The 20861-nt window shown below is 46.5% G+C and carries 19 protein-coding genes and 1 pseudogene; 3 read left to right on the forward strand and 17 right to left on the reverse strand.

The features are described from left to right. Positions 1 to 12: 12 nt before the first annotated feature. The 9 genes from M1P97_RS07425 to M1P97_RS07465 form a co-directional block, all read right to left on the reverse strand. On the reverse strand, positions 13 to 915 hold the full coding sequence (locus M1P97_RS07425) for an efflux RND transporter periplasmic adaptor subunit (protein WP_249388735.1): 903 nt from the start codon (positions 913 to 915) through the stop codon (positions 13 to 15). Positions 916 to 979: 64 nt separating this feature from the next. Continuing rightward, positions 980 to 5332 carry a CusA/CzcA family heavy metal efflux RND transporter gene (locus M1P97_RS07430; protein ID WP_249388736.1) on the reverse strand — a complete coding sequence of 1451 codons (4353 nt, stop codon included), beginning with the start codon at positions 5330 to 5332 and terminating at the stop codon, positions 980 to 982. A gap of 247 nt (positions 5333 to 5579) precedes the next feature. Then, a complete protein-coding gene (locus tag M1P97_RS07435) occupies positions 5580 to 5762 on the reverse strand; it encodes a hypothetical protein (RefSeq protein ID WP_195372197.1) in 183 nt (60 codons plus the stop codon). Between the two features lie 75 nt (positions 5763 to 5837). Next, positions 5838 to 6539 (reverse strand): 6-phosphogluconolactonase, encoded by a 702-nt coding sequence (gene pgl / locus M1P97_RS07440; RefSeq protein WP_195372198.1) that lies wholly within the window; start codon positions 6537 to 6539, stop codon positions 5838 to 5840. Between the two features lie 22 nt (positions 6540 to 6561). Beyond that, positions 6562 to 8031: a glucose-6-phosphate dehydrogenase gene (gene zwf / locus M1P97_RS07445; protein WP_195372287.1), complete on the reverse strand. Its 1470-nt coding sequence runs from the start codon at positions 8029 to 8031 to the stop codon at positions 6562 to 6564. A gap of 19 nt (positions 8032 to 8050) precedes the next feature. Continuing rightward, entirely contained in the window at positions 8051 to 9505 is a 1455-nt protein-coding gene (gene gnd, locus M1P97_RS07450) for a decarboxylating NADP(+)-dependent phosphogluconate dehydrogenase (protein ID WP_249388737.1), read from the reverse strand. A gap of 29 nt (positions 9506 to 9534) precedes the next feature. After that, complete coding sequence (locus M1P97_RS07455) at positions 9535 to 10911, reverse strand: FAD-dependent oxidoreductase (protein WP_249388738.1); 1377 nt, start codon at positions 10909 to 10911, stop codon at positions 9535 to 9537. Positions 10912 to 11107: 196 nt separating this feature from the next. Beyond that, positions 11108 to 11953 (reverse strand): AraC family transcriptional regulator, encoded by an 846-nt coding sequence (locus M1P97_RS07460; protein ID WP_129733217.1) that lies wholly within the window; start codon positions 11951 to 11953, stop codon positions 11108 to 11110. A 24-nt stretch (positions 11954 to 11977) separates the two neighbouring features. After that, positions 11978 to 12784 carry a helix-turn-helix domain-containing protein gene (locus M1P97_RS07465; protein WP_195372202.1) on the reverse strand — a complete coding sequence of 269 codons (807 nt, stop codon included), beginning with the start codon at positions 12782 to 12784 and terminating at the stop codon, positions 11978 to 11980. Between the two features lie 117 nt (positions 12785 to 12901). Here M1P97_RS07465 and M1P97_RS07470 point away from each other — a divergent pair, with 117 nt between their 5' ends. The 3 genes from M1P97_RS07470 to M1P97_RS07480 are packed head-to-tail and all read left to right on the forward strand — an operon-like array spanning position 12902 to position 16694. Beyond that, positions 12902 to 14761: an SLC13 family permease gene (locus tag M1P97_RS07470; protein WP_195372203.1), complete on the forward strand. Its 1860-nt coding sequence runs from the start codon at positions 12902 to 12904 to the stop codon at positions 14759 to 14761. 51 nt (positions 14762 to 14812) lie between these two features. Continuing rightward, the gene (locus tag M1P97_RS07475; protein WP_249388739.1) at positions 14813 to 15772 is read left to right on the forward strand and encodes a DUF2156 domain-containing protein; all 960 of its coding nucleotides are present in this window, start codon (positions 14813 to 14815) and stop codon (positions 15770 to 15772) included. After that, positions 15729 to 16694, forward strand: a complete 966-nt coding sequence (locus M1P97_RS07480) for a GNAT family N-acetyltransferase (protein ID WP_249388740.1) — start codon at positions 15729 to 15731, stop codon at positions 16692 to 16694. The genes M1P97_RS07475 and M1P97_RS07480 overlap by 44 nt, the downstream gene beginning before the upstream one ends. Before the next feature lie 34 nt (positions 16695 to 16728). Here M1P97_RS07480 and M1P97_RS07485 read toward each other — a convergent pair whose 3' ends face one another. From M1P97_RS07485 to M1P97_RS07515, 8 genes and pseudogenes are all read right to left on the reverse strand, one after another. Then, positions 16729 to 16953, reverse strand: a complete 225-nt coding sequence (locus tag M1P97_RS07485) for a hypothetical protein (RefSeq protein WP_195372206.1) — start codon at positions 16951 to 16953, stop codon at positions 16729 to 16731. 46 nt (positions 16954 to 16999) lie between these two features. Next, the gene (locus M1P97_RS07490) at positions 17000 to 17491 is read right to left on the reverse strand and encodes a DUF3990 domain-containing protein (protein WP_195372207.1); all 492 of its coding nucleotides are present in this window, start codon (positions 17489 to 17491) and stop codon (positions 17000 to 17002) included. After that, the gene (locus M1P97_RS07495; protein ID WP_195372208.1) at positions 17488 to 17931 is read right to left on the reverse strand and encodes a DUF3791 domain-containing protein; all 444 of its coding nucleotides are present in this window, start codon (positions 17929 to 17931) and stop codon (positions 17488 to 17490) included. Before M1P97_RS07495 ends, M1P97_RS07490 begins: the two co-directional genes overlap by 4 nt. Positions 17932 to 17942: 11 nt before the next feature. Then, a pseudogene (locus tag M1P97_RS26480) lies at positions 17943 to 18130 on the reverse strand (hypothetical protein); the annotation flags it as partial. A gap of 37 nt (positions 18131 to 18167) precedes the next feature. Further along, positions 18168 to 19022, reverse strand: a complete 855-nt coding sequence (locus tag M1P97_RS07500; protein WP_195372209.1) for a D-Ala-D-Ala carboxypeptidase family metallohydrolase — start codon at positions 19020 to 19022, stop codon at positions 18168 to 18170. Continuing rightward, positions 19012 to 19218, reverse strand: a complete 207-nt coding sequence (locus M1P97_RS07505) for a hypothetical protein (protein ID WP_028729074.1) — start codon at positions 19216 to 19218, stop codon at positions 19012 to 19014. The genes M1P97_RS07500 and M1P97_RS07505 overlap by 11 nt, the downstream gene beginning before the upstream one ends. Before the next feature lie 4 nt (positions 19219 to 19222). After that, positions 19223 to 19672, reverse strand: a complete 450-nt coding sequence (locus M1P97_RS07510) for an HU family DNA-binding protein (protein ID WP_195372210.1) — start codon at positions 19670 to 19672, stop codon at positions 19223 to 19225. Between the two features lie 198 nt (positions 19673 to 19870). After that, positions 19871 to 20737, reverse strand: a complete 867-nt coding sequence (locus tag M1P97_RS07515) for an Rpn family recombination-promoting nuclease/putative transposase (protein WP_195372211.1) — start codon at positions 20735 to 20737, stop codon at positions 19871 to 19873. Positions 20738 to 20861 lie beyond the last annotated feature (124 nt).

The following is a 20861-nucleotide window of genomic DNA, read 5'->3' on the forward strand; positions in this document are numbered from 1 at the left end:
GTGCAAAGATACTTATTTCTTTTCTACACGCGCTGTTACATACATGCCGGGACGGAAACGTTCGTTATTTCCTTTTACCCGTGCATAGATTTCCAGAGAACGGTTTACATCATCCACCTCCTGCCCGATAGAGAGCAGTGTTGCTTCGAAGGTTTGCTTTCCCATTCCATTCACACGAAATTGTATACGGCTTCCGGGGGTCAGGTCATCCAGATCCTTTTCGTAAGCGGTAAGGCACAACAGGTTTTCCGCCTTATCGATCACCTCGCACATGGATTCACCGGCTTCCACATATTTACCCAGATTGATCGTCATTCCGGCCACGTAACCGTTCAGGGGTGATTTCACTTCCAAAAAAGGACGGATACCGCTTTTCAATAAATCGGCAGGAGAAACGCCCAGGAGAGTCAGTCGGGCCGCAGCCGCTTCGAGACGGCTTTTCATAGACAGATAATCTGCCTTGCTCTGTTGAAAACGCTTTTGAGAAGCAGCTTCCTGTTCACTCAAACGTTCCTGCCGATGGTATTCAGCCTCCAGGTACTCCGTTTGTGCATGGGCATCCAGGTAGGTCTGTTGAAGGGTTATGAAATCCGGATTCTCCAAAGTGGCCAAAACAGTTCCTTTTGTCACATAATCGCCCGGAAGCAGAGAGGTCGTGTGTACGGTTCCTCCCATAGTAAGCGTAACTGTTGCACGACGCTGGGGAGGTACGATCATTTTTCCGTTAAAAGAGGAATGATTCGGCATAGCCGTTGCAGATGTGACGGCATCTATCGGAAGGGTATCGCGGGTAATAACCGCGGGTTCGACTTCCGGGGTTGTTACGGTGGCCTCCCGGGGTTGTTCTTTCTCTGTAGTCGTGTTGCAGGCGCCAAATAACAGGATTGCTGCTATGGGAATAAATATTCTTTTCATTGTCTATCTTTATTATAAATTATTTCTAGTTTACCTTGCCGGAACTCCCAACGATCGTTTTTGCTTACTGTGTGTACAGTTCCAGTTCCAATACGGAGATATTGTAATTATATGCAGCTTCAATATAGCCTTTCCGGATTTCCCTGACACTGTTCAGGCTCTGAACGAACTGCATAATGTCCGTTTCGCTTTCGCGGAACTGTATCTGTGCACTGTTCAGCAATGCATCGGCTTCCGGTAAAGCTCCGGTGGTATAATAACGAATGCTTTCTCCTTGCTGGCGGAGCATCGCTTGTAATTCCTCCACCTTATTACCCAGCTGCCGCCTGTTCGCTTCCGCTTCCGTCCGGGCTATGCCGGCATCTATCCAGGCTTGCTTTGTACGGCTTTGCTGTGGAAAGAAAAGAACAGGAAAGGATATACCGACCATCCATGAGTTCAACCCGTTAAGCGGCGTTATCTTCTGACGGATATAACCTACCGACAACTCGGGAAAGAAACGGCTACGTTCGACTCTGAGTACAGCTTTCTTTTCATCCGCCAGACTTTGAAAATACCCCAAATGCACATCCGACAAGGAAACAGATCCGGTTTCCACCGGGAATAAAACCAGTGTGCTATCGGCCGGGACAACCGGCCCGTCGGAATAACAGGCCCAGGAAAAACGACGGGCAGCCAGTTGCAACTCTTCTTCCGACTGCATCAAACGTGTACGCAAATCGGCAGCCAAAGTCGTTGCCATATTGCGTTCCAGCAGAGTGATGTCCCCCTGCTCATAGCGCAGTTGTCCGGCCTGCTGCAAACGAACAGCCAGTTCATTCTGTTCGCCGTAAAGAGAATGGAGATTGGCTGCATACTGATAATAGGCCCAGGCCCGCTTTACTTCGGCAATAATTTCTTTTTTTACCAGGTCACGATAATATTCGCCGGTCGCGATCCGCTTATTGACAAGTGTATTTTTATAGAATGGCGTCAATAAGGAACCCAACGACTGGGTAACCTCTATCTGGTTATCGTTGCGTGTTTCGCCATTGATCTGTCCCCACGAATAGCTAACCGACATGGGAGCCGGTTCCCATGATTCGCCACGGGAAGCACGCGAGCGATCGATTGCCGCAGATGCCGTTTTCAGACGCGGATGGTTTTGCATGGCAATGGATAAAGCCTCCTCCAGTGAGATACCCCTTGCCGGAGCCTCCCGGTTAGTTATATTCCCTTCGCCCCAGGCCGGAGATGCCAGGCAAACAAACAGTAAAACGACCGGAAGCACCTTACCTCCTCTCCTTCTCCATCCTTTTTTCCATACGATCGGGAATAAACTCACCATCCGGTAAAACACCGGTATTATTAATAAGGTAAGGATCGTAGAGACAATCAACCCTCCAATCACGACGGTTGCCAACGGACGTTGCACTTCTGCTCCGGCCGACCGGGCTATTGCCATCGGAACAAATCCGAGCGAAGCAACCAATCCGGTCAGAAAGACAGGACGCAGCAGGTGAGGACACCCTTTCACTATAATACGGTTCGTACACATATGATATTTCTTATGTTTGCGCAACTCATTAAAATGATTGATCATCAGGATTCCGTTCAGTACTGCCACACCGAACAAGGCAATAAATCCCACACCGGCCGAAATGCTGAACGGCAAACCACGTAACCAAAGTGCCACGATCCCCCCGATGAGGGATAAAGGAACGGTAGAGAATACCACCAACGTATACGTCACGCTCTTAAAGGCAAAAAACAACAATAGGAGAATCAAGGCCAATGCGACCGGAATAACGATCAGCAATGTATCGATCGCATTCTGCAAATTCTCGAACTGCCCACCATACTCAAAGTAATATCCGGGCTTCAGTTTAATATTTTTATCCAAAGCACGCTGAATATCGGAAACAACCTGCTGAATATCCGCATCACGTACATTGACACCAATCACGATACGACGTTTGGTGGCATCACGGTTTATCTGAAGCGGACCGTTTACCAGCTCGATATTCGCCACTTCACTGACCGGGATCTGAATACCCTCTGCCGTACGGATAAACAGTTTATCCAGATTCAGATCCGACACTTTATCGTTATCCAGCCGGAGAACCAGATCGAAACGACGTTCATTCTCGAAAATCACACCGGCCGCTTCACCTGCATAAGCCGTGCGGATAATTGTATTCAGTTCTTCTATATTCATCCCGTAACGGGCTATTTTGGCACGGTCGTACTTTATGACCAGTTGCGGCAACCCCATGGCCTGTTCTACGATCACGTCGGCAGCACCGGGTACTTTCCCGACATATTCAGCCGCTTCTTTTGCTTTATCATACAATTCCGCCATATCTTCGCCATACAGCTTGATGGCAATATCAGCCTTAGCTCCCGTCATCAGTTCATTGAAGCGCAACTGGATCGGCTGGCTGAAATTAAATTCGGCACCTTTGACCGAATCGAGGGCTGTTTTCATCTTTTCAACCATCTCCGCACGACTGGATGCTGAGGTCCATTCTTTAAACGGTTTCATGATAATCATTATATCGGCATCTTCCACCGCCATCGGGTCGGTCGGAACTTCTGCCGTTCCGATCTTGGCCACGACATGTTTGATCTCCGGGAACCGCTCCATCAATATTTTCTGTGCCTGCCCGGAGAGTTCGACACTCCGTGTCAGCGAACTTCCCGCCGGAAGAGTCATCTGCATGGCAAAATCACCTTCATCCAATGTCGGGATAAACTCTGCCCCCAACCGTGTAAACAAGAATAAAGAGGCAGCCAGTAAAGCAAAGGCCGAACAAACGGTTGCCCGCATATGATGCAAACAAAATTGCAAGCAACGCTTATACACCATATTCAGCTTCTCAAAAAAACGATCGGCAAACGTCGGTTTGGATGAAATAGTCCGCTTTAAGAATAGAGAAGCCATCATCGGCACATAGGTGAGCGAAAGAATCAATGCTCCGATAATACAAAAAACGAGCGTCTTAGCCATCGGAGTAAAGTATTTGCCTTCGATCCCCGTCAGGGTAAGAATCGGGAAAAAGACGATCAGGATAATCAAAACGGCAAAAGTAGCACTTCGTACCACACCGCTTGCCCCGGCTTCAACTTCCTTATCCATCTCGGCTCCGGTGAGTGTCCGGCCGGCAAGCCTCCTGGTATAAATATGAGCCAGGACTCCTTCCACAATGACAATCGAACCATCCACAACGATACCGAAGTCTATGGCCCCCAGACTCATCAGATTGGCAGACACACCGAATATCCGCATCATAATAAAACCAAACAACATGGCTAACGGAATAACGGAAGCGACAATTAAACCGGCACGGATATTCCCCAGAAAGATGATCAGGACAAAGAATACGATTAAAGCGCCTTCAATCAGGTTACGCACAACCGTCGATATATTCCGGTTAACCAGTTCCGAACGGTTCAGGTAAGGTTCTACACTAAGACCTTCGGGAAGCATTTTCTGTACCTTATCGACACGTTTTTCCAGTTCTTTCGTAACTACATTTGCGTTAGCTCCTTTAAGCATCATGGCAATACCGCCGACACATTCACCTTCCCCGTCTTTCGTCATAGCACCAAAACGTTTCGGAGCTCCAAAGCGAACTGTACCGACATCGCTGATATGAACAGGTATCCCTCCCCGATTGGTTATAACAATACGTTCGATATCTTTCGTACTGCTTATCATACCCTCGGAACGGATATAATAAGCCCGGTTCACCTTTTCAATATAACCGCCGCCTGTATTCTGGTTGTTACTGCTGAGAGCGGAATAAACATCGCCAATCGTAATATTCAATGAGTATAAAGCATCCGGATCGACTGCCACTTCATATTGTTTCAGATAACCGCCGAAACTATTGATCTCTACAATTCCCGGAATACCGGAAAGTTGCCGTTTAACGATCCAATCCTGGATGGTACGCAGTTCCATGGCATCATATTTATCTTCATAGCCGGGAGCCACTTTCAATACATACTGGTAAATTTCCCCTAGTCCCGTAGTAATCGGCATCAATTCCGGCGTTCCCAGTTCGGAAGGGATCTCACCGGATACAGTTTGTATTTGTTCATTGATCAACTGACGGGCATCCAATGTGGGCACACTCTCTTTAAACACCACTGTTACTAGCGACAATCCGAAACGGGAGACAGAACGTATCTCTTCTACATTCATAATATTGCTCATAGCAATTTCTATCGGAAAAGTAATCAGCTGTTCTACTTCCTGCGGAGCCAGGGTGGGCGAAACCGTAACAATCTGTACCTGATTATTGGTTATGTCGGGCACGGCGTCGATAGGGAGCGTCAACATGGCATAAATACCGCCAATCAACAGAAATAAGGTAGTAAGTCCGACAAACAGCTTTTTGCGGATAGAGAAATGTACAATAGCTTTAAACATCACTTTGTAATTTAAGATAATATTACAAAGTTAATGAGCCTCCTATTGAATAGATATAAGAAAATAGCGAAGCTGACAGAAAGGGAAGTGAAATATACCTATCAGCATTTAAAAGGAAAGGAAAAATAAATTCCGGAAAAGGTCAGGACAATGAACTTTTTGAAAAGGGATACATGCGTATGTAAAGGGGTACATGCATTTAGTAAGGGTCTGCATTCACGTGCGTGACCTTTCCCGGAATTAAATCTTATACGACTTCGTCTTTTTCATTAAAGTCGTCTGCTTCCTGATTACCACCTTCGATGGTCTCTGTTACATCTTTAACATCCCCGGAAGTATACGTATTTCCCAACATAGAGTTGTCGGTAGACATCGCTTCATCTGTTAGTTCTGAACTCTCGTCCCACAATGTTTTCATTATCTTTGTCATAACCATTGATTTTAATTAGTTAATACAATAAATAAACAAAACAGGAAAAGGAATTGTTGCCGGAATTATCAAAAACTACAACGTAGTATACAGAATCGAATCTACCGCATGCGATAAGATATATGCAGCCGGGGTTGCATTCGCCTGCGAATAACCCTGTTGCAACTCTTCTATTGCAGCCTCCTTACCTGCACCCAAAACAGGTACAAGCAACGGGGAACCATTCAATATGATCGGACCGGTCATTGTAATACGGAACTGTCCGGTTTCAGGATGCTGGGAGACGGCATAGTTTCGGCTATCCGTCAGCAACGGAAGGTTATCAGGGAAAATAGAAGCTGTATGTGAATCGCCTCCTATTCCCAAAATGATACAATCGAAATAAGGGAACTGCCCGTGACGGGGTAAATATTCCTTTACGATACGCGAATAGCGCATAGCCTCCGTACCGGGTTCCACCTCGCCATGAATGCGATGGATGTGATCCCTGGGGATTTGCAAAGGTTCAAACAGTAACCTGTTCGCATGTCCGAAGTTACTATCCGGATCAGTCGGGGCGACACAACGTTCATCCACCCAGAAGAAACGCAGATTATCCCAATCAACCTTATCCTTGTATTCATCAGCCCAGAGGGCAAACATCTTCTTTGCCGTTTCCCCGCCCGAAAGAGCGAGGTTAAACGGTTTCTGATCTTCTTTACGGGCCATATAATCCATCAATTGGCTAGTCAAAGCCCTCAGAGCGTCTTTACTATCTTTATAATTTTCAACTTTCATACGTAATATTCATTTTTATTAATCAGCCGCAGGAATCGCAGGGAGCCCCCATGGAGTCTGCGCCTAACATCATTCTTTCTATCGGTCCGTTCTGTCCCGGTTCATAGAAAAACAATCGCTTCGCCCCTTCTTCTTTCCAATGATGCAGGATCGGGTCGATAAAACGCCAACTAGCCTCCAAAGCATCGCTACGTGCATACAAGGTAGAATCTCCCAGCATAGCATCTAATAACAAACGCTCATAGGCATCCGGCAAATGAGTCTTTGACAATGAATCGTAACGGAACTCCATTCCGACTTGCTTTACCGTAAATCCGGCACCAGGCATCTTCAGTCCGAAACGTAACGTGATGCTTTCGTCGGGCTGGATACGGATCACCAGCTTATTACAGGAACTGCCCGAACATTGTCCGGCAAACAACTGGTGCGGAGTCGATTTGAAATGGATAACGATCTCCGACGACTTCTCCGGTAACTTCTTCCCGGTAAAGAAATAGAACGGCACACCGCTCCACCGCCAGTTATCGATAAAAAACTTCATACCGACATACGTCTCCGTATTCGAATCGGGAGCTACGTTCTTTTCTTCCCGATATCCCTCGTACTGTCCCCGTACCACCCATTCGTTTATCTCACGGATCGTATAAGGGCGGATCGAACGGAAAACCTTCACGATCTCGTCGCGAATCGACTCCGGATCGAATACCGAAGGCGACTCCATTGCCGCAAAGGCCATCAATTGCATCAGATGGTTCTGTATCATGTCGCGCAAGGCACCGGCACCATCATAATACTTACCCCGGTTCTCCACACCCAGCGTTTCTGAGGCACTGATCTCGATCGAGTCGACATAGTTCCGGTTCCACAGCGGTTCGAATATACCGTTCGAGAAACGAAGTACCAGAATGTTCTGCACCGTCTCTTTTCCCAGATAATGGTCGATCCGGTAAATCTCCTTCTCATCGAAAATACGACACAGATGCTGATTCAGTTGCTGTGCTGTATCCAGGCTCGTACCGAAAGGCTTCTCCACAATTACGCGGCGCCAGCCGTCTTCCGAAGCGGCAACATTCATACCGTTCTCCTGAAGATACTTCGGAACCAGTTCATACATCAGCGGCGGCGTGGCAAGGTAATAGATCACCTTGTCGGGAAGGTGTTCCTCCTGCTGCAAAAGATGGATACGGTCTTTCAGTTTCACATATTCGGCGGTATTGGTCGAATCGAATGCCAGGTAGAAAAGTATCTGAAGAAATTTATCCAGATCTTCGCTGTTTGTTTCCTTATTTCCCCGTGCTTCCAGGATATGTTTACGTTGTTCGGCACGGAATTCTTCATCCGTAAATGTGGTGCGCGCAGCACCCAGTATCGCAAAATGTTCTGGTAACATATTGCTGACGTGCAATTCAAAAAGTGCAGGAAGCAACTTGCGGCCTGTCAGGTCGCCCGATGCTCCGAAAATAACAAGTAACTGATCATTTGGTCTGTTCATCCTCACATCCTCCACCGGGTTAAGCATTATAAGTTCCGGAAACGGTATTTCCACCTTCACCCGTCCAGTTGGTATGAAAGAAGAGGCCACGTTCACGGTCGGTTCTTTCATAGGTATGGGCTCCGAAGTAATCACGCTGTGCCTGGATCAGATTGGCAGCCGAGTACATGGTACGTAATCCGTCGAAATAACTCAAAGCAGAACTCATAGCCGGCAGGGCCACTCCACTTAAGGCTCCTTCGGCAACGACTTTACGCCAGGAAGGTAAGGCTTTCTGTATCTTTGTACGGAAGAAGTCGTCGAACAACAGATTCTCCAACTTCGGGTTCTTGCGGTAAGCTTCCGTTATCTTCTGCAGGAAGACGGAACGGATGATACATCCCTTGCGCCAGATCTGTGCAATAGTTCCGTAATCCAGATCCCAATCATAATGCTCGGAAGCACGGCGTATCAAAGAGAATCCCTGGGCATACGAGATCAATTTGGAAGCATACAAGGCCTGACGTATCTCTTCAACGAACAGGTTCTCTCCCAACTCGACAGGTTCGGGATACAAACCGGAAGCTTTTTCGCGCTCGACATAAAGAGCCGATAACAGACGGGCATATACGGCTTCAGTGATCAAAGTCAGTGGATCGCTCTCATCCATAGCAGCGATAGCACTCCACTTTCCTGTCCCCTTTTGTCCGGCCACATCCAGTATTTTATCCAGCAACGGCTTGCCGTCTTCATCACGGAAACGAAGGATATTCTTCGTGATCTCGATCAGGAAGCTGTCCAGTTCCCCTTTATTCCATTCTTCGAATACGACCGACATTTCATCGTTGTCGAGTCCCTTCCGGTTTTTCAACAATGAGTACGCTTCAGAGATCAATTGCATATCCCCATATTCGATACCGTTATGGACCATTTTCACAAAATGTCCGGCTCCACCGCGTCCGATCCACTGGCAGCAGGGAGTACCGTCATCCAGCTTGGCTGCAATACCTTGCAGGATATCCTTTACAATCGGCCATGCTTCGGGAGAACCTCCGGGCATTACAGAAGGACCGTGCAGTGCCCCTTCTTCTCCGCCGGAAATACCCGAACCTATAAAATACAGGCCTTTCGCTTCCACTTCCTTCACGCGGCGTTCCGTATCGTGAAAGTCTGAGTTACCTCCGTCGATGATAACATCGCCCGGCGACATATGAGGCAATAGTTGTTCAATCATTTCGTCGACCGGCGCACCGGCCTTGATCATCATCATAATGATGCGCGGACGCTTTACAGCCTCCGTCAGTTCTTCGATCGAATGGGTGGCTATAAAATTCTTGCCTTTACCACGGCCATTCACAAAACGATCCACTATTCCTTCTTCACCGGGAAAGTTACGATTATATACAGCAACGGTAAAACCTTTGCTTTCCATATTCAGAGCCAGGTTCTCCCCCATTACGGCGAGACCGATCAGTCCGATATCTGCTTTTTTCATGTTCTTTTCTATTTTATATTTCGTTTTCACTATTTTATCAATGCGAACAAATCGTTCAGCGATTCGCTCATCGACGGGTGTGTATAAATACTATCCCGCAAAAATGTATAATCCTTTCCGGCACGTATGGCAAGCGATACAGTGTTGATCACCTCTGTCGACTCGGCACAGAAAAGTGTACATCCCATTATCTCTCCTGTTTCCGTATCGACGATCGCTTTCAATAGGCCGTCCGTCTGTTCGAAAGTACGTGTCCGTGGGAATGCAGCAGCCGGAATCCGCGCAATGCTTATTTTCCTTCCGGAGCGTAGCGCCTCTTCCTCTCCCATCCCGATGCGCGACAACGGGGGATCGATAAATACCGAGTAGGCAACCGCCACACGGTCATCCTTCGTGCGCTGCCCGTTGCCGAACAACTGGTCTTTTATCACGCGATAATCGTCCAGAGAAATATAGGTAAATTGAAGACCACCGGTCACATCGCCCATTGCCCATATATTCGGGACATTGGTGCGCAGATGGTCGTCCACAATAACGGCTCCCCGATCGGAGATCTCTATCCCCGCAGCTTCCGGATGCAGGTCTGTGGTGTTCGGACGGCGTCCGGTTGCCAGCAATACAGCGTTGGCAGGAAGTTGTACTTCGTTTTCTTCTTTCTCTTTATATGTTATAACAGCTCCGGTGTCATTGTGTTCAATCGACTGTACCAAAGCATTCAAATGGATAGTGATTCCTTTCTTTTCGAGTACCGTTTTTACCGCATCGGCAATGTCGCGGTCCTCACGGGCAATAAACTTGTCTCCCCCTTCCAATACGATCACTTCCGAACCGAAACCGGCAAACATAGATGCAAATTCCAGGCCGATATAACCGCCTCCGACAATCACCAGCCGACGGGGTAGCTTATCTAATTCCATGATCGAGGTGCTGGTATAGACAAACGGATTTCCTTCTATACCTTTGATGGGCGGGATGATAGTAGATGCTCCCGTATTGATAAATATCTTTTTGCCTTCCAGGAGGAGGGTTTCGTTGCCTGCTTTTACTTCTATTTCATGAGAGGAACGGAAAGAGGCGACGCCTGTATAGACAGTCACAGTGTCTTTCGAATCGAGATTGTCAAAATTCTTTTTACGCAGCAAAGAGGTAAGTTCCCTTTTCCCGGCAATCGCCTGGCGGAACTCTTCGGTATATTGTTCGAAGGAAGAAGGTTTACGGTAGGATATGACTTTCGACATATACACCAGTCTTTTTGTCGGGATACAACCGATGTTGATACAGGTTCCTCCGTACATTCCGGACGAACGCTCGATAATAGCGACATTCCAGCCTCTGTTTCCCAACTCTGCGGCAAGTGTTTTACCGGCTTTACCAAACCCAATGATAATTGCATCGTACTTTTTCATCCAACAATCCTCCTCTTTTTTTAGACTAAGCTATAAACAGAACAGCTGTTTTAACCTAATTGTTCGTAAAATTTTATCTATATTCTGATAATAGTTATCTATCACTCTGCCCTAATAGCAAAGGCTGATGGTACAAAAGTAAAGAATGCAGACGGTTAAGGGGATGTTCATTTTTCCTGAAAAGTTGGCGATTTGGCTATTCTTTGATGATCTTATTCTTCTTCCGGTATTCTGTCGTACTCATTCCCGTCGTATTTTTGAAGAAGCGGCTGAAAGTTGCCTGGTCTTCGAACCCTAACGACAGAGCGATCTCTTTGGAACTTTTGGAGGTGTAAAGCAATAAGCGTTCCGCTTCGGCCTGTATCCGGTTATGGATAATGCGGATAGCCGAAGGTTGTTGGTAAGTAGCCAGCAGGTTGGCTAATGTTTTGGGAGATTTATTCAGCATATCGGCATATTCCTGTACTTGTTTCTTTTCCTTGAACCAGGTGTCGACCAATACATAGAACTTACGGATCGTCTCGAACTGCACCCCGTTCTCTTGTCTCACCCCATGCCGATTTTCCGCCACACGCGTACATAATATAATAAAGCGTTTCAATAAAACACGGAGCATCTCGTCCTGTAAATGGTCACGACTCTCGAATTCCTCGCGCATAATACCCGTCAACGTATCGATCTTGCGCCGCTCTTCGTCAGACAGGTCAAAAATCACAACATGCGAAGAGCCGTGAAACAACAAGCCGTTACACGAGACCTCATGATCATTACCATAGATACAGTAGAAATTACTATTGAACATCAATGCCAGATAGGTTCCGTCCACCCGGATAAAATCCAGATGATGCAGGTGAGACAAAGTAAGCAACTGCCCCGCATCCAATACGACAGTCTGATGATCGACATCCAGTTCAAGCCGACCGGAAACAACCCAAATAAACTTATACAATGTTTTGTCTTTCAATAAAGCCGGGTTAGTATCCAGCGAATCCGATAAAATAACTTTTCCTTTGATCTTACTGTTTTCAAATGATAAATTCATGGTATTCCTGTACGTTATATATTATTACCTCCATTCGGTAGGGATCTCCCCCGTATTCCTGCGGAACCAACGGGAAAAAGTATCGTGGTTGGCAAACCCCAGCATCGTAGCAATCTGCGAAGGACGCAGGCGGGTTTTCGACAACAAGTCTTTTGCTTCCAGCAATACGAACTCACTGATCCATTCGGCAGCCGATATTCCCGCACCTTGCTTACACCGGATATTCAGTTCCTGCGAAGTGATCCCTAACTTTTCTGCGTAAAAGTACGCAGGAGAATGATGATATCGGCTAATTAAGGTCGCAAATTGTTGAAAAAAGAGTGAATTTTCTGTTTTGGGCACTTCCGAGACCGATTTTCCCTGTTGCAGATTTATGATCAAAGCTCGGAGCAGCGACTCCACCACTTTGGCACGCATCTCCTTCATCTGCTCGACCTGCGATTCGATCAGCCTCAGATAAGTTCTTGTTTCTTCAATCTCGTCAGAAGGGATATCGCGGTAAACAAGACGTTGCCGGTTAATAAGTAACTCTTCGGATACATAAACGATTATACCGGTAAACCCGGTAGACTGGAAAGATTTTATTTCTGTTACATCATCACTGGCAACCAATAGAAGCTGCCCTGCAGTTACATCATAAACCTGATGCATAGCCTGGCAGCTGAAAGTTCCCCCGGTACAGATCACGGCCAATGTACCCGAGTCCAACGGAAGCAGCTTACAGTTTTCACCATCTTTTACATATAGGATCTTCAGCGAACTTTCAAGCGTTAGCTCAGGTGTCGACACCGTATTGTAAAGATCAACGGGTAATATTCTTTCTGTTTTCATTTTTTAATTACTATTTTTAGCGTATAAATTAAGTATCGGGTAAACATATAAACGTCATTATTAGTTTATTATAGAGTAGGATTTTATCTTTAGTTAAAACCATCTTAAGAACATTTTATGATAACAACTCTTATTATTCTGGCTCTTTCGGCCTTCTTTTTCGTAAACGGGAAGATCCGTTCAGACCTTGTTGCTCTTTGTGCGCTGGTCCTATTAATGGTATTCAACATTCTGACTCCGGAAGAAGCGCTCTCCGGTTTCTCCAATTCCGTTGTCATTATGATGGTCGGATTGTTCGTAGTAGGTGGAGCCATCTTCAAGACAGGACTGGCCAAGATGATCGGTAGTAAAATACTCCATCTGGCAGGAACCAGCGAGATCAAACTATTTATACTGATTATGCTGGTTACAGCTTTTATCGGTGCATTTGTCAGCAACACCGGGACTGTAGCCCTGATGTTGCCGATCGTTGTCAGTATGGCGGTCAATGCCAATATCAATCCCGGCCGTTTCCTTATGCCCCTTGCGTTTGCCAGCAGTATGGGAGGTATGGCCACGCTGATCGGTACGCCTCCGAACCTTGTGGTACAAGAAGCATTGTCGAATGCAGGCTATAACGATCTTTCATTCTTTTCGTTTACCCCGATAGGTATCGTCTGTATTACAGTCGGTATCATCGTCCTGATCCCACTGAGCAAATGGTTCCTGGTGAAGAAAGAAGATAACAAAAAAAACGATGTAACCACCGGCCGTTCCCCGCAGGAGTTGGCTACCAAATATAGCCTTTCCGACAACCTATACCGGATTCGGGTACATAAAGACTCACGGATACGTAACAAGAAATTGCAGGAACTCAACATCACGAGCCTCTACAATCTTACTATTCTGGAGATCAGACGCAAATCCTCTTCGCAAAGCCGTTTCATGAAAACGGTCGATCAGAAACTGGCAGGCCCCGATACGGAAATCCATGAAGAAGATATCCTATACGTATTCGGCGACTTCGATAATATCGACAGGTTTGTCAAAGAGAACCACCTGGATCTCACCGAGTCGCAGGTTTCCGAATTTACAGGCGACCAGGAAAAACTGAGTGTCCGCGAGATCGGTATCGCCGAAGTTCTCTTGATGCCCGACTCCAAACTGATCAACCGAGCCGTCAAAGACTCCGGTTTCCGTGATAAATATTCAGTCAACATATTAGGGATAGAACGTAAAAACGAATATATCCTGTCCGATGTAAAAGATGTAAAGATGCATGCCGGAGATATTCTCCTGATACAAGGTAACTGGGACGATATCGCCCGTATGAGTAAGAAACAGTCACAATGGGTGGTACTCGGACAACCTGTCGAAGAAGCCTCCAAAGTTACTCTCGACTACAAAGCGCCCGTAGCCGCCGGTATCATGGCCCTGATGATCGCAGCTATGGTGTTCGACTTTATCCCCATTCCTCCCGTAGCTGCCGTACTTATTGCCGCCATCCTGATGGTATTGACAGGCTGTTTCCGAAATGTGGAAGATGCCTACAAAACGATCAACTGGGAAAGTATCGTACTGATCGCAGCCATGCTGCCGATGTCGCTCGCGTTGGAAAAGACCGGCGCCTCCTCGCTCATCTCTGAAAAGTTGGTAGGAGGACTGGGCAATTACGGGCCGCTTGTCTTAATGGCAGGAATCTATTTCACAACCTCACTGTTAACCATGTTCATCAGCAACACGGCAACAGCTGTCCTTGTCGCCCCGATCGCCCTGCAATCGGCCATTGCCATAGGTGTAAGCCCCTACCCGTTCCTGCTGGCTGTAACAGTCGGAGCCAGTATGTGTTTTGCTTCTCCATTCTCCACTCCGCCGAACGCACTTGTGATGTCGGCCGGTAAATATACGTTTATGGATTATGTAAAAGTAGGGCTTCCCCTGCAGCTCATCATGGGAGTAATTATGGTCTTTATACTGCCATTATTATTTCCGTTCTAAACATTCGTGCATCCTTTTTAGTTTTATATTTGCACGACAAAAAGAAAAACGATGAAGATTCCTTTTAAACCAATTACTATAGAGGATAAGGAGACAATTACCTCCTTTACCTATCCTCACAATTATCGCAATTGCGATTACTCGTTCGCCAACATTTGCAGTTGGCGTTTCCTATACGACACGGAGTTCGCCGTAGTCGACGGATTTTTGCTGATCCGCTTCCTGATAGAAGATAAAAGCAGGATGGTCTACATGACCCCGGCAGGAGAAGGCGACCTGCGGCATGCGTTGGAAATGTTGGAGGCCGATTCGCAGGAACACGGCCATCCGCTATGTATGCTGGGGGTGACGCCCGATGCCAAAGAGATGCTTGAAAAGGCATTACCGGGAGGATTCTTTTATATTGCTGAACGGGATTATTTCGACTATATCTACCTGCGTGAAGACCTGGCACTATTAAAAGGCAAGAAGTTCCAGTCCAAACGCAACCATATCAACAATTTCAAGAAGAGATACGAGTACGAATATTCTCCTATCACTCCGGAACTGATTTCCCAGTGCCTGAAGCTGGAATGTACCTGGTATAAAGCCAACCGTACGGAAGACGATGCGGAAGATCTGAATTACGAACGTATTTCCATGACCTATGCCCTCAATCATTTCGACGAACTCGGACTGTTAGGCGGTGCCCTGCTCGTCGACGGAAAAGTAATAGCCTTTACATTCGGAGCACCGATCAACCACGATACTTTCGGGGTACATGTGGAAAAGGCCGATGTAAACTACGAAGGGGCCTATACGGTTATCAACCAGGAATTCGCTTCCCGGTTGCCGGAACAGTTCACCTATGTCAACCGGGAAGAAGACCTGGGTATCCCCGGACTACGCAAAGCAAAACTTTCTTATAACCCGGTCATACTATTAGAGAAGAATGCCGCGATAAAGAAAACGCAAAACAATAAAAAAGATGAACAAGCAACAAGTAATCGATCTGTGGCGTCTCTCGTTTAATGATACGGAAGAATTTATACGCCTTTATTTCGACCGGGTATATAAAGAAGAAAATACCCTGGTGATAGAAAAGGACGGTCAGGTGGTGTCTGCCCTGCAGATGCTGCCCTACACCATGACATACTATGGAACGGAAATATCCGTAGCTTATATTTCGGGAGCCTGCACCCTCCCCTCTATGCGCGGAAAAGGCCTGATGAGACAACTCATACAAAACGCATTCGAGGAAATGAAATACCGGTCGGTAGCCGTAACGGCACTGATCCCCGCCGATCCCTGGTTATTCGATTATTACCGGGAACAAGGTTATACGGAGGTATTCGACTACTCTGAAGAGACATATATCCGCCCTGCAGAACCGGTATGGGCACCGAAGCTGACGGTTGTTCCGCCCGAAGTTCCTTCGATAGACCTTCTTTATAAATACTTCGACCGCCAAATACGCAAACGTCCCTGTTGCATATTGCACACAAAGGATGACTTTATCACTATCCTGCGCGACCTGCAACTATCCGGCGGACAAATGCTTACCGCGCTCGACGAACAGGAACAGCCTGTCGGAATGGCTTTCGTACTTCCTCCCGACCATACCTCCGGAATACCGGAAGCAAGCGAACAACTCTATATAAAGGAATTCTTTTACGACGACGACCGGGTTGCCAACCTCCTGCTTCAGGAAGCTACCTTGCAAAACAACGTAAAGAAAGCCGTCTATAAGACACCCCCCGTAGTTCCCGGAACACACCCGATGGGTATGGCCCGCGTAATCGATACGGAACGGCTGATGCATCACTGGCTGTCCACCCATAAGGATGCGCCGGTATCTGAAAAGTTATTGAAAGAGCAGGATATCCAAACTTTCACACGAATAGTGATGGGATACTCTCAGCGGGAAGCCTATATGAGCCTGATGCTGGATTAATCCGGCACCAGGCTCATATAAACCACCTCCCGTGTCAGCACGAGAGGTTCTTCTTCTTTTCCAACGCTTCCTTATAAAGCTTTTCCTGCAATACCGCATATTGCGCAATATACTCCTCTTCCATCATTCCTTCCGGTTCACTGGCTCCGTCGGTTTCCACAAACAGACTGATCCTTTTACTCATCTCGATATATTCATCGAGCCCTTCACTGGAAGAATTCAATACACTAATAATAGTCTTGTATCTGGGAGTATCCATACTGTATAAATTTATATGATTAAAATTTCGTTATCCATTCCTTACTTCATCCGACTTCTTCGGAAAACAAGAACCTAAGTTCTTTAAGCGCTTCTGTCGAATGAAACGAAAGTTGGTCAAAAAGCGCATGAGTTTTAAGCTGTTCAATTGTAGCATCAGCCGTCAATGTCCCTTGTTCGTAAAGCAACAAGGTCGCATATAACTTATCATTGGCAACCGGTCCCATCACCATATCGAATAGTTCCGTTTTATTCCCTTTCCGATTTCCAATAACAAATTCCAGCCACTCTAATGTTGCCCCGTTAAAACGACGGATACTATAATCCTTACTCAGAATATTATCATCAACTTCATAAACAGAAACAACAGCCTTAGTTTTATCAGGCTCAACCTCACGATTTCTCTTAATTATGGCCCACTTTCTGGCCTGCTCATAACTGGTAGTCGTATAAAAGCCTTTTCCAAAATCGGTATTCTTTCGTCCTCGCGAAAGGCTCGGCTTCTTCACCGCACTTATGGATCCATGATATAATTTCATTTTCCTGTCTTTTTTCTGTTCTTAATATATGTAGCGACCTCCGATATAATATATTCGCGACTCTGTGTATGCAACATCTCAAATACCTGCTGTAAATAATCAAATACATCATATTGGATGAAGAGTGACAAAGTTTCTTCCGCAGAGAGATGCTTTTCTTCCTTATAGTTCTCAATACAGAATATCTGGAACAATAATACAGCCGAATCTTTTGTCTCTCGTTCCCTCTTCTCCACCTTTTCTTTTTCCAACATATCATAAAGAATAAGCGTACTCAAATACCACATCTTAGCCGAACTATCCATCAACTTATTATACAGTTCCGTACCATATAAATAACATAAAGCATCCTTTAGAGAAAACCTTTTCTTCTCCATAATAAAAGCAACAAACTGCTGAAGCTTAAATGGTAATATTGCATTTTCAATTGTAGTACCCATAATCAATATGATTAATCAATCGTTATCCATTCCGAAATATTCCGTTCTTCCGCACTGAAAGAAACACCCACTTTAATTAAGCACGGTTATCTGCCACATAAGGGATCAGATAGCCTTTCTCGAGCTTTTCGATGGCCAGTCCTTTAAACAACTCTTTCTTTCCCAGGAAATAAGGTTTACCCATCGTCACCATTTCATAAAATACACAAAGATAACATTTTCTTTAAAAACAACCCTCATTTCCCCCTCCTTAGTTTACACACAATCCACAGACAAAACAGCAATAATAAGGCTAATCCGGCGAGTGGCAGGAAAGGGCTCCGGGGCGAAGACCGGGCGGTGTGTTGAGCCGTGAGGTTTTCTGTAGCAAGACGTTCATATTCCGTATGACTGTCTGTAACGGCAAGCAGTGAATCCGTCCAGGAACAGATGCGGGAAGCTTTGGCGGTGGTAACGCTTTGCAGGTATTGCACGCCGGAACTGTCCGGCGGCAAATATACGACCTGCTCCAACTCCCACGAAAGGCTGTCGGTGATCTCCAGGTTCGCGACACGGATCAAACTATCCCGACGGCTTACCTGTACCGAATCCCTGCGCTCTTCCAGACAGGTACCTGCCACCGTACGGCGTGCTCCGCATCCCGCCAGCAAAAAGATAACACATAACATACAGAGAATAACCTGCATACGATTCTTTCCTGAAGTCTTTAACGAGAGATGAAGGAACTTCCTGCGCTTATACAGGATCGCCTGGTCGAAAGGCAAGCCCGACTGTAACAAAAGTTCCAGCAACTTCGCCGGGCCTTCGGGAGTATAACAATCGGCTGCCTCCCCCTTCAGATGCTGGCTCGTAGATACGCCACCCACCAGACGGTTTACCTCATTATTCCGATAACCGCTCAAAACGGCGATCGGTTTCTTATACAACTGCCGCAAGGGTTCCAGCAAACAACCGGTCAGATGTTGCAACGACACCCCTGCTTCGGGAGACGGTGTATTGTCGATCGCATGCTCTACCGCAGTACGACTATAGGTAAGTTCTTCCAATGTGAAATGCTCACTCAACCAGGTCTTTTTACTTTTACTTTCCATTGTCATTGATTTTTAGTTTATATGTATAATCCACCCCGAAAAGAGCTCCTGCAAACGTACTGATCTCACCGAAAGCCACCAGCACACTGTTATCGATCAGTCCCTGCGGATCGATCCAGAACCCGCAAAAGAGAAGGACAATCCCGCTCAATGTGAGCAGGATTGCCATAATCAATTGAATTGTCAGCCGTTTCATCGGATTACTCGATCACCGGTCTGTCATCCTCGCCACCGCCTTCACCTTCATTCTTACCTTCAGAAACTGTCACCTTCTCGAAGTTAGTCCGGCTCTTGGCGATACGCAACGCCTTACCGGGGAAGAAGCAAACACGCGGTTCGCGGATCATACTTACATCGAAATCCTTCGCATCGGTTACTCCATCCGAACCAAAAGAGAAACGGAGATTCCCCAACTCCCCCAGATTGACACGCCGTCCGTTGCGCAAATGACGTATCGATACCACATTCACACGATCCAGCACCGCTTTCACGCTGGCGCTACTCACTCCCGAGCCGTCGGTTACCTCTTCGATCAGTTCCTCGAAAGCCACCAGGTCACCGCAAACCATCTGTGCATACTGCTTTACCGGATGTTCCGCCTGGTCGTCCCCCAGATTCTTGCGCGGAACCATTTTGAATTTGATTGCCATAATACTAATGTGTTTAATGAATAATAATAAGTCCGATCTCGAACACACTTCAAAGATAGAAGACCATTTTACCGGTTTCTTCGCTGATATGGCGGCAGCCAGATGGATGTACTCACTTAAGGGTATAAAAAAACCCTCGATACCTTCCTGTTCAGGATATCGAGGGTTTGAAGAAAATAATCTTATACAAAGCGAACCTTACAGCTTCCCTATTTCTTCGGGAGTCAAACCGGTAGCTTGCGAAATGAAGGGAATGTCACAACCCATTTTTTTCATATTTGCAACAATCTCTTTTTGTTTTTTGAGTTCGCCTTCCACACGTCCTTCCACACGCCCTTCCAGCTTGGCTCCGTCCAGTGCGTCGTTTTGGATCATGATATCGCTCAGGTGTTCGTCGTAGGCGCGGCGTTCCTCGTCGCTCATATTGTAATAGAGCAGCTTTTCGCGTGCTTCGCTCAGGCCGGGGGCGGTCGTATCCGGACGAATGGTGCCGTCTTTCAGATATTCGATCCATTCTTCAAGCGGCGTAACGGCTACCTGGTTGAACTCGTTCACACGGATCAGGTAGTATTCCGGAAAAATCTCTGCCGGAAGTTTATGCACCAGGGCATCTTTCTCCTTGACACTCACTTCCAGACGGTCGCCCGTATGTACGCCCGTAAAGATATTCTGACCGTGGTACAGGTAATCGCTTCCCTTACCGATATCGAAATAAAGGATACTCACGGAGTAGATCTTTTTCACTTCGTAGTAGCTGCTACCCAAAGAAATATGCTCCGTGATGGCCTTGGCCACCCCATAAAGGATACGTTCGAGGAAAGTAAGCTCACGCGTGTTCTGTACTTCCACTATGATGATTTCACCCTTGCTGTTTTTAGCCTTGATGTCTACCCGGTTGAATTTGTCGTCGATAGCTTGTTGATTGCTCTCGCTCTCCAACAATTCGATGATCTCCACCTTTTCGTCCAACAGCACAGACAAGAAACCTTCCAGCACACCGAAATTGGCTTTTTGTCGTAAAAGGCGCTTGATCGCCCAGTCGAAGCGGATGTAATTATCTTTCATAAGGCTATACCATTAATACGTTTACATTAATATATGCAAATGTAATCAATCCCGGGCAATATCCGCCACCGATAGCCTTACTATTTTTCTTCAAACCCTCGAATGCAGATTACGCCATATCAGC

It is taken from the genome of Parabacteroides leei (genome assembly GCF_023369805.1).
Taxonomy (GTDB): Bacteria; Bacteroidota; Bacteroidia; order Bacteroidales; family Tannerellaceae; genus Parabacteroides; species Parabacteroides leei.

Coding starts and splice junctions, on each gene's coding strand:
- M1P97_RS07425 (WP_249388735.1), bottom strand. CDS start 915: ATGAAAAGAATATTTATTCCCATAGCAGCAATCCTGTTATTTGGCGCC.
- M1P97_RS07430 (WP_249388736.1), bottom strand. CDS start 5,332: ATGTTTAAAGCTATTGTACATTTCTCTATCCGCAAAAAGCTGTTTGTC.
- M1P97_RS07435 (WP_195372197.1), bottom strand. CDS start 5,762: ATGACAAAGATAATGAAAACATTGTGGGACGAGAGTTCAGAACTAACA.
- pgl (WP_195372198.1), bottom strand. CDS start 6,539: ATGAAAGTTGAAAATTATAAAGATAGTAAAGACGCTCTGAGGGCTTTG.
- zwf (WP_195372287.1), bottom strand. CDS start 8,031: ATGAACAGACCAAATGATCAGTTACTTGTTATTTTCGGAGCATCGGGC.
- gnd (WP_249388737.1), bottom strand. CDS start 9,505: ATGAAAAAAGCAGATATCGGACTGATCGGTCTCGCCGTAATGGGGGAG.
- M1P97_RS07455 (WP_249388738.1), bottom strand. CDS start 10,911: ATGAAAAAGTACGATGCAATTATCATTGGGTTTGGTAAAGCCGGTAAA.
- M1P97_RS07460 (WP_129733217.1), bottom strand. CDS start 11,953: ATGAATTTATCATTTGAAAACAGTAAGATCAAAGGAAAAGTTATTTTA.
- M1P97_RS07465 (WP_195372202.1), bottom strand. CDS start 12,784: ATGAAAACAGAAAGAATATTACCCGTTGATCTTTACAATACGGTGTCG.
- M1P97_RS07470 (WP_195372203.1), top strand. CDS start 12,902: ATGATAACAACTCTTATTATTCTGGCTCTTTCGGCCTTCTTTTTCGTA.
- M1P97_RS07475 (WP_249388739.1), top strand. CDS start 14,813: ATGAAGATTCCTTTTAAACCAATTACTATAGAGGATAAGGAGACAATT.
- M1P97_RS07480 (WP_249388740.1), top strand. CDS start 15,729: ATGAACAAGCAACAAGTAATCGATCTGTGGCGTCTCTCGTTTAATGAT.
- M1P97_RS07485 (WP_195372206.1), bottom strand. CDS start 16,953: ATGGATACTCCCAGATACAAGACTATTATTAGTGTATTGAATTCTTCC.
- M1P97_RS07490 (WP_195372207.1), bottom strand. CDS start 17,491: ATGAAATTATATCATGGATCCATAAGTGCGGTGAAGAAGCCGAGCCTT.
- M1P97_RS07495 (WP_195372208.1), bottom strand. CDS start 17,931: ATGGGTACTACAATTGAAAATGCAATATTACCATTTAAGCTTCAGCAG.
- M1P97_RS07500 (WP_195372209.1), bottom strand. CDS start 19,022: ATGGAAAGTAAAAGTAAAAAGACCTGGTTGAGTGAGCATTTCACATTG.
- M1P97_RS07505 (WP_028729074.1), bottom strand. CDS start 19,218: ATGAAACGGCTGACAATTCAATTGATTATGGCAATCCTGCTCACATTG.
- M1P97_RS07510 (WP_195372210.1), bottom strand. CDS start 19,672: ATGGCAATCAAATTCAAAATGGTTCCGCGCAAGAATCTGGGGGACGAC.
- M1P97_RS07515 (WP_195372211.1), bottom strand. CDS start 20,737: ATGAAAGATAATTACATCCGCTTCGACTGGGCGATCAAGCGCCTTTTA.